General features: G+C 70.8%; 5 protein-coding genes. 2 read left to right on the plus strand and 3 right to left on the minus strand.

Features of this window, described 5'->3' with window-relative positions; genetic code table 11:
* The 3 genes from ACFQ36_RS19590 to ACFQ36_RS19600 form a co-directional block, all read right to left on the minus strand.
* A partial coding sequence (locus ACFQ36_RS19590) for a molybdopterin oxidoreductase family protein (RefSeq protein ID WP_377016683.1) occupies positions 1 to 2,376 on the minus strand: 2,376 nt, incomplete at its 3' end.
* Between the two features lie 99 nt (positions 2,377 to 2,475).
* Positions 2,476 to 3,696, minus strand: coding sequence for an acyl-CoA dehydrogenase family protein (locus ACFQ36_RS19595; protein WP_377016685.1), 1,221 nt, complete (start codon positions 3,694 to 3,696; stop codon positions 2,476 to 2,478).
* A 42-nt stretch (positions 3,697 to 3,738) separates the two neighbouring features.
* Entirely contained in the window at positions 3,739 to 5,178 is a 1,440-nt protein-coding gene (locus ACFQ36_RS19600; protein WP_377016687.1) for an APC family permease, read from the minus strand.
* 338 nt (positions 5,179 to 5,516) lie between these two features.
* Here ACFQ36_RS19600 and ACFQ36_RS19605 point away from each other — a divergent pair, with 338 nt between their 5' ends.
* Positions 5,517 to 5,927 carry a molybdopterin-binding protein gene (locus tag ACFQ36_RS19605; RefSeq protein ID WP_377016689.1) on the plus strand — a complete coding sequence of 137 codons (411 nt, stop codon included), beginning with the start codon at positions 5,517 to 5,519 and terminating at the stop codon, positions 5,925 to 5,927.
* On the plus strand, positions 5,924 to 6,697 hold the full coding sequence (gene modA, locus ACFQ36_RS19610) for a molybdate ABC transporter substrate-binding protein (RefSeq protein ID WP_377016691.1): 774 nt from the start codon (positions 5,924 to 5,926) through the stop codon (positions 6,695 to 6,697). Before ACFQ36_RS19605 ends, modA begins: the two co-directional genes overlap by 4 nt.
* The last annotated feature ends 24 nt before the right edge of the window (positions 6,698 to 6,721 follow it).

The following is a 6,721-nucleotide window of genomic DNA, read 5'->3' on the forward strand; positions in this document are numbered from 1 at the left end:
GGGGCCGGCCGGCCGGGACGCGGCGGTGGTGGGGGCCGGGGCGGGCCCGGCCCCGGCGGCGACCTTCTCCAGCCGGACGGCGGCGGTCTTGAAGATCGGCTGCTTGGAGACCGGGTCCCATTCGGTCAGGGTCAGTTCGTTGGCCGCCCGAGGATGGCTGTCCGGGCCGCCGCCGGTGTCCCAGTAGCCGTAGTGGAAGGGGGCGAAGACGGTCCCCTCGCGGATGTCGGCGATGCGCACCGGTGCCGTGATCCGGCCGCGGGCCGAGACGACGGCGACGATGTCGCCTTCGCCGACGCCGTACGCCTGCGCGTCCGCCGCGGAAAGCTCCACCCAGGCGTCCGGGGCGGCGCGGTTCAGCTGCGGGGCGCGGGCGGTCTTGGTGCGGGTGTGGAAGTGGTACACGGTCCGTCCCGTGGTGTAGCGCAGGGGATATTCCGCGTCCGGTTCCTCCGGCGGCGGGCTGAACGGGGCCGTCTTGAAGATGGCCCGGCCGGCCGGGGCCAGGGCCCGGTACGCCGTCGGTCCCACGCTGGCGCCGGTGAGCAGGTCGTGGCCGTAGGTTTCGCAGTAATCCGGGTCGGTGGGGAAGGTCCCGTCGCGGTAGAGCCGCACCGTGCCGTCCGGGTGCTCGTCGTTGCACGGCCAGGGGATGCCGCTGCCGCCGCGCAGCCGCCCGTAGCTGAGGCCGGTGTAGTCGCAGGGCCGGCCGCGGGTGCACGCCTGCCAGGCCCGGAAGGCGTCCTCCGGACCGGTCCAGTCCAGCAGGGGCGCCCCGTCCTTGCGGCGGAAACCCATCCGGCGGGAGTAGTCCAGGAAGATGTCCAGGTCGCTGCGGGCTTCCCCGGGTGGTTCCACCGCCTTCTCGGACAAGTGCACGGTGCGGTTGACGTTGGTGAAGGTGCCGGTCTTCTCGCCCCAGGCTGCCGCCGGCAGCACGACGTCGGCGTACTGCGCGGTCTCGGTCAGGTACAGGTCCTGGACCACCAGGAACAGCTCCGGCCTGGCCAGGATGTTCCGGATGCGGGGCAGCTGCGGCATCGATACGGCCGGGTTGGTGGCCGAAATCCACAGGAAGCCGATCGATCCCTGCTCGGCGTAGCGGAAAATCTGCGCGGCGTGCGTCGGCGGAGCCCAGTGCGGGATCTTCAGCTCGTCGACGCCCCAGAGCTCGGCCAGTTCCTTGACGTGCTCGGGATTTTCCCAGTTGCGGAACCCGGGCAAATCCCCGTCCGCCCCGCACTCGCGGTTGTTCTGGGCCGTCGGCTGGCCGTTCATCTGCAGAATGCCGCAGCCGGGTTTGCCGAGCAAACCGCGCAGCAGGTGCAGGTTGTTGACCTGGCAGGAGGAGGCGGTGGCCTGCCAGGACTGGTAGAAGCCCTGCAGCACGGTGGAGAGGACCCGTTCCGCGGTGCCGAAGATTTCCGCCGCCCGGCGCACGTCCGCCGCATCGACCCCGCAGGTTTCCGCCACGGCTTCGGGCGTCCAGGGTTCCACCGCGGCCTGCAGGTCGGCAAAGCGCAGCGTGTGGGCGGCGATGTAGTCCGCGTCGATCCAGCCGCGGGCCAGGACCTCGCGGACCAGCCCGTGCATCAGCGCCAGGTTCGTGCCCGGGCGCACCGCCAGGTGGACGTCGGCAAGCCGGGCCACCTCGGTGTTCCGGGGGTCCACGCAGACCACCGCCGGCCGGTCCGGCCCGGCAATCCGGTCCAGCACCCTGGCCCACAGCACGGTCTGGGTCTCGGCCATGTTGTGTCCGTAGAGGAAGATGGCATCGCATTCGTCAATGTCCACATAGCTGCCGGGCTGGCCGTCGGCGCCGAAGGATTCCTTCATCGCCGCCGCGGCGGTGGCCGTGCACAGCCGGGTGTTGCCGTCCATGTGCGGGGTGCCGATGCCGGCCTTGCCCATCACGCCGAGGGCGTAGTACTCCTCGAGGAACAGCTGGCCGCTGGTATAGAAGCCGTGCGAGAGGGGGCCTTTTTCCTCCAGCAGGGCCCGGCTGCGGGCCACGATGCGCTCCATTGCCGTGTCCCAGTCGGTTTCCACCAGCCGGCCGCCCTCCCGGAGCAGCGGCCGGGTCAGCCGGTCCCGGTTGTCCACCCCCTGCCAGCTGGCGAACAGCCCCTTGGGCCCCAGCCGCCCGTGGTTGACAATGTCCGCGGCGCGGCCGCGGATCCCGACCATGTGCCCGTCCTTGACCGCAATATCGCAGGCGCAGCCGTTGCTGCACAGCACGCAGGCCGACTGCACCCAGCGGTCCACGTCCTGCTCGGCCAGGCCCTCGGCGAGCTTTTGGTCCACCCGCACCGGCCACTGCCCGCCCCGGGCGAACGGCGTGCGGGCGCCCCAGATATCTGCGATTCGATCCACCATTGCGAACTCCTGAACGTCGCTGGCCGGAGCCGGATTCGTTCAGGCTATACCTGCCCCGCCGGGCGGACCAGAGCCTGTGCGGCGGGGCAGGGCGCGCGGTCAGGTGTACAGCGACACCGGCTGCACCGTGCCGTTGAGGAAGTACGCCCCCACCTCGATCTTCTTGTAGTCCACCGGGTCGTGCAGGCTGTGGGTGCGGATGTTCCGCCAGTACACATCCAGGCCCACCGAGTTCGCCGTGGACGAGGCACCGGTGGCCTCGAACACCCGCGAGGCAACTTCCAGCCCGACCTCGGTGGAGACCACCTTCAGGCCGGCCACGGCTACCTCGAGTTCGGCCCGGTCCGCGGCGGTGACGGCGGCACCGAGGCCGGCGACGTCGTCGTACTTCCGGTTCAGCCCGTCCGCGAGCGCGCGGACCGCCTGGGTCTTGGCGACCAGCCCGCCGTAGAGCCGGTGCACCGCCGGATCCTGGGCGTAGATGTCGACGCCGGAGAGGAACCAGGAGTTCTTCCGGGCCCGGGTCAGTTCCCGGGCCCGGGCCAGGGCACCCTCGGCGATGGCCAGGTAGATGTTGCCGAAGAGCAGCTGCACGCCGGGGGTCACCACGGAGGAGAACGGTTCGCCGGTATCGGTGCCGATCACGTCCGCCGGGCAGACGGCCACATCGGTGAAGCGCACCGCCCCGGAGGCGGAGGCGCGCTGGCCCAGATGGTCCCAGTTGTCCAGGTGCTCCACCCCGGCGCGGCGGGCGTCCAGTGCGAAGACCACCAGTTCGCCGTCGTACGCGCCGCCGGCGGCGACGGCGGCCGTGATCAGGCGGTCCGCCGCCGCGGCCCCGGTGGCAAAATGCCTGGTGCCGGACAGCCGGTAGCCCTCCCCGTCCGCGGTCAGCTGCAGGTCCGGATCCACGGGGTTGAAGGCGTCCGCCCATACCCAGCGGCCCTCGGCACTGGCCCGGTACCAGGCCTCCTGATCCGCCTGCGCCCCGTAGAAGGTGATGCAGGCGCTGTTCAAATAGTGGTAGCCCAGGATCTGGCCGATCGAGGCATCGGTCCGGGCGACTGCGCGGACCGCGGCGAAGGCGGTCTCCCAGTGCCCGCCTTCGCCGCCGGCGCTGCGCGGGATCAGCAGGTTGACCAGGCCGGAGCTGCGCAGCAGTTCCAGCTCGGCCACCGGGGCTTCACCGGCGCGGTCGCGTTCGAGGGCGTCGCGGGCCAGTTCCGCGGCGACGGATTCGGCGACGGCGGTCCAGCGCTCCAGCTCGGCGGTGCCGGCATGCCCGGCCCAGGGGCTGCGGAGGGTGGTTTCGGTGGTCATGGTCGGTTCCTTTCGGACATCATCAGGGGCGGTGCGGGCGGGTCAGTGCAGCACGGCCGTGCGCTTGGTCCGTGCCGCCACCGGCCCGGCCGCGAAGGCCAGCACCAGCAGTGCCAGCACGCCGAAGGAGAACGGACCGTAGCTCTCCTCCCCCACCAAGGTGGGCAGGTTCTGCAGGATGATGGCCAGGAAGAGCAGCAGGCCCGCCAGTCCCAGCCCCGGCGCGGTCCGCCGCTGCCAGGTGCTGCCGCCGGGCTCCTGCCGGGCAAAGAAGGCCAGCACGGCCACCGACGTGAGCACCAGCAGCAGCACGATGCCCACCGAGGAGATCCCGCCCAGCCAGGTGTAGAACTGCACGATCGGGTCCAGGCCCAGCAGCACGGCGGCCACGTTCAGCACGGCGACGACCCCGGCCGCGGCCAGCGAGGCCGGCGCGGGCGAACCGTGCCGCGGGTGCGGGATGGAAAGCCGGCGGGTAAAGACGTCCCGGGAGGCAAGCTGGAAAATGTAGCGCGAGGAAATGTTGTGGAAGGACAGGATGCAGGCAAACAGGCTGGTCACGAACAGCAGGGCGATGATGTGCCCGCCGGCGGCACCGAGGTAGGTCTCCGTCGTCGTCTGCAGGATCGTGCCCGGATTCGCGGCGGATTCGGCCACCACCGCGGACTCGCCGACGCCGCTGATCAGCAGCCAGCTGGAGAGGGTGTAGAAGCCGCCGATGGACAGCAGCGAAATGTAGGTGGCCTTCGGAATGGTCTTGTCCGGGTCCTTCGCCTCGTCGCGGAACACCGCCGTCGCTTCGAAGCCGATGAAGCTCAGGATCGCGAACAGGATGCCGAAGCCGGGGGCACCGGAGAGGATGTCGGCCGGGCTGACGATCCCGGTGGAGAATCCCTCCGGCCCGCCGCCGGAGAAGATGACGGCCGCGTCGAGCGCCAGCACAATGGCGACCTCGGCCAGCAGCAGCACCGCGAGCACCTTGCCGGAGAGCTCGATGTTGCGGTAGCCGCAGAGCACGACGGCAACGAAACCGGCCGCCGCCCAGACCCACCACGGCAGCGCGGGCCCGCCGTAGGATTCGACCAGGCCGGCCAGGGCCGGGCCGAACAGGCCGAACACGCCTGCCTCCAGGGCCAGATAGGCCAGCAGCGCCACGAAGGCGGCCCCCAGGCCGGCGCTGCGGCCCAGTCCCTTGTCCACGTAGGAGAAGAAAGCACCGGCGGTGGGGACGAAGCGGGTCATGGTCGTGAAGCCGACGGAGAACAGCAGCAGCACCGCCGTCGCGATCACGAACGCGAACGGGAAGCCGGCGCCGTTGCCGAAGGCGATGCCCAGCGGCACCGGGCCGCCGATGACGCCCAGCGGCGAGGCGGCGGCGACCACGATGAAGACGATGCCGGCGACGCCAAGGGAGCCGCGGAGCCGGCGCTCCGGGGTCCCGGTGCCGGCCTGCGGCGCGGCAATGGTGGAGTTTGCGGTCATGGGAGGTCCTAAGGGTGATGCTCCCGCGGCAGTGCGGGCAGGGAAAGATTGACCGCCAATCTAGCCGGGCGCCGGCGCCGCGCCGCCTTGGGTGAACGCAGATGTTGCCATATGACGCCGTGTTTCCCCGCCTCCCGCAAAATTGGGCGGTAGATGTCCTTCCCGCCGGGAAATCGGGCGGAAGATGCAGTTCCACAGTAGAAAGCGGGGACCATCCCCGGCCACAAAACGCCGGGCCTGGACATCTCCCGACCAGCTTTTGGCTGGAGGAACATCTGCTGGCCAATTCTTGCCAAGGGAGCGCGCTTTTCCGCGATTGCGGATCTATGATGGCTTTTATGCCGCAAATACGGATTTCCGATGCCGCGCGGTTCCTCGGCGTCAGCGATGACACGGTCCGGCGCTGGGTGGACTCCGGCCAGCTGTCCGGCGCCAGGGATGCCTCCGGCTATGCCGCCGTGGACGGACTGGAACTGGCCCGGCTGGCCCGGCGGCAGGCGGTGCTTCCCCAGGACCCTGCCGGCATTGGCAGTTCGGCCCGCAACCGCTTCGTCGGGCTGGTCACGGACATCGTGATGGACAAGGTCATGGCCCAGGTGGAGCTGCAGTGCGGCCCGCACCGCGTGGTGTCCCTGATGAGCGCCGAGGCCGTGCGGGACCTGGGCCTGGAACCGGGCTCGGTGGCCACCGCCGTCGTTAAGGCCACCACCGTCATCGTCGAAACCCCGCACGCGAAAGGCACGGCATGAAATCCCGCGCAGCCCTGCTGGCGGCCGCCGTACTGGCAGCCGCCCTGGCCGGCTGCGGCAGCCCGGAGGCCGCGCCGTCGGACGCGTCCGCGGCAGGCAGAACGCTCACCGTCTTCGCCGCCGCCTCGCTCAGGCAGACCTTCACCGAGCTGGCGGGCACCTTCGAGCAGCAGCATCCCGGGACCACGGTGGCACTGAATTTCGCCGGGTCCTCGGACCTGGCCACCCAGATCGCCGAGGGCGCCCCGGCGGATGTCTTCGCCTCCGCCGACAGCCGGAACATGGACAGGCTCAAGGACGCCTCGCTGCTGGCGGGCGAACCGGTGGACTTCGCGACCAATCTGCTGACCATCGCCGTGCCGCCGGACAATCCGGCCGGCATCTCCTCCTTCGCCGACCTGGCCAGGCCCGGCGTCACCGTGGTGGTCTGCGCCCCGCAGGTCCCCTGCGGGGCGGCGGCGGAGCAGGTCGAGGCCGCCGCCGGGACCGTGCTGCACCCGGCCAGCGAGGAATCCGCCGTCACGGACGTACTCGGCAAGGTCATCTCCGGCGAGGCGGACGCGGGACTGGTCTACGTCACGGACGCCAAGGGCGCGGCCGGCAAGGTCACGGCCGTCCCGCTCCGGGAATCGGCCGCGGCGGTGAACACCTACCCGATCGCTGCTGTCGGCGGCGGCAGGCACCAGGACCTGGCGGCGGAGTTCATCGACTTGGTCGGCGGCGAAACGGGACGCAAGGTCCTCGCCGGGGCCGGCTTCGGCCGGCCGTGAGCCGGCGCGCGGGACGCCGGGCGG

Origin of the sequence: Arthrobacter sp. GCM10027362, from assembly GCF_042679445.1 — a bacterium.
Lineage (GTDB): Bacteria > Actinomycetota > Actinomycetes > Actinomycetales > Micrococcaceae > Crystallibacter.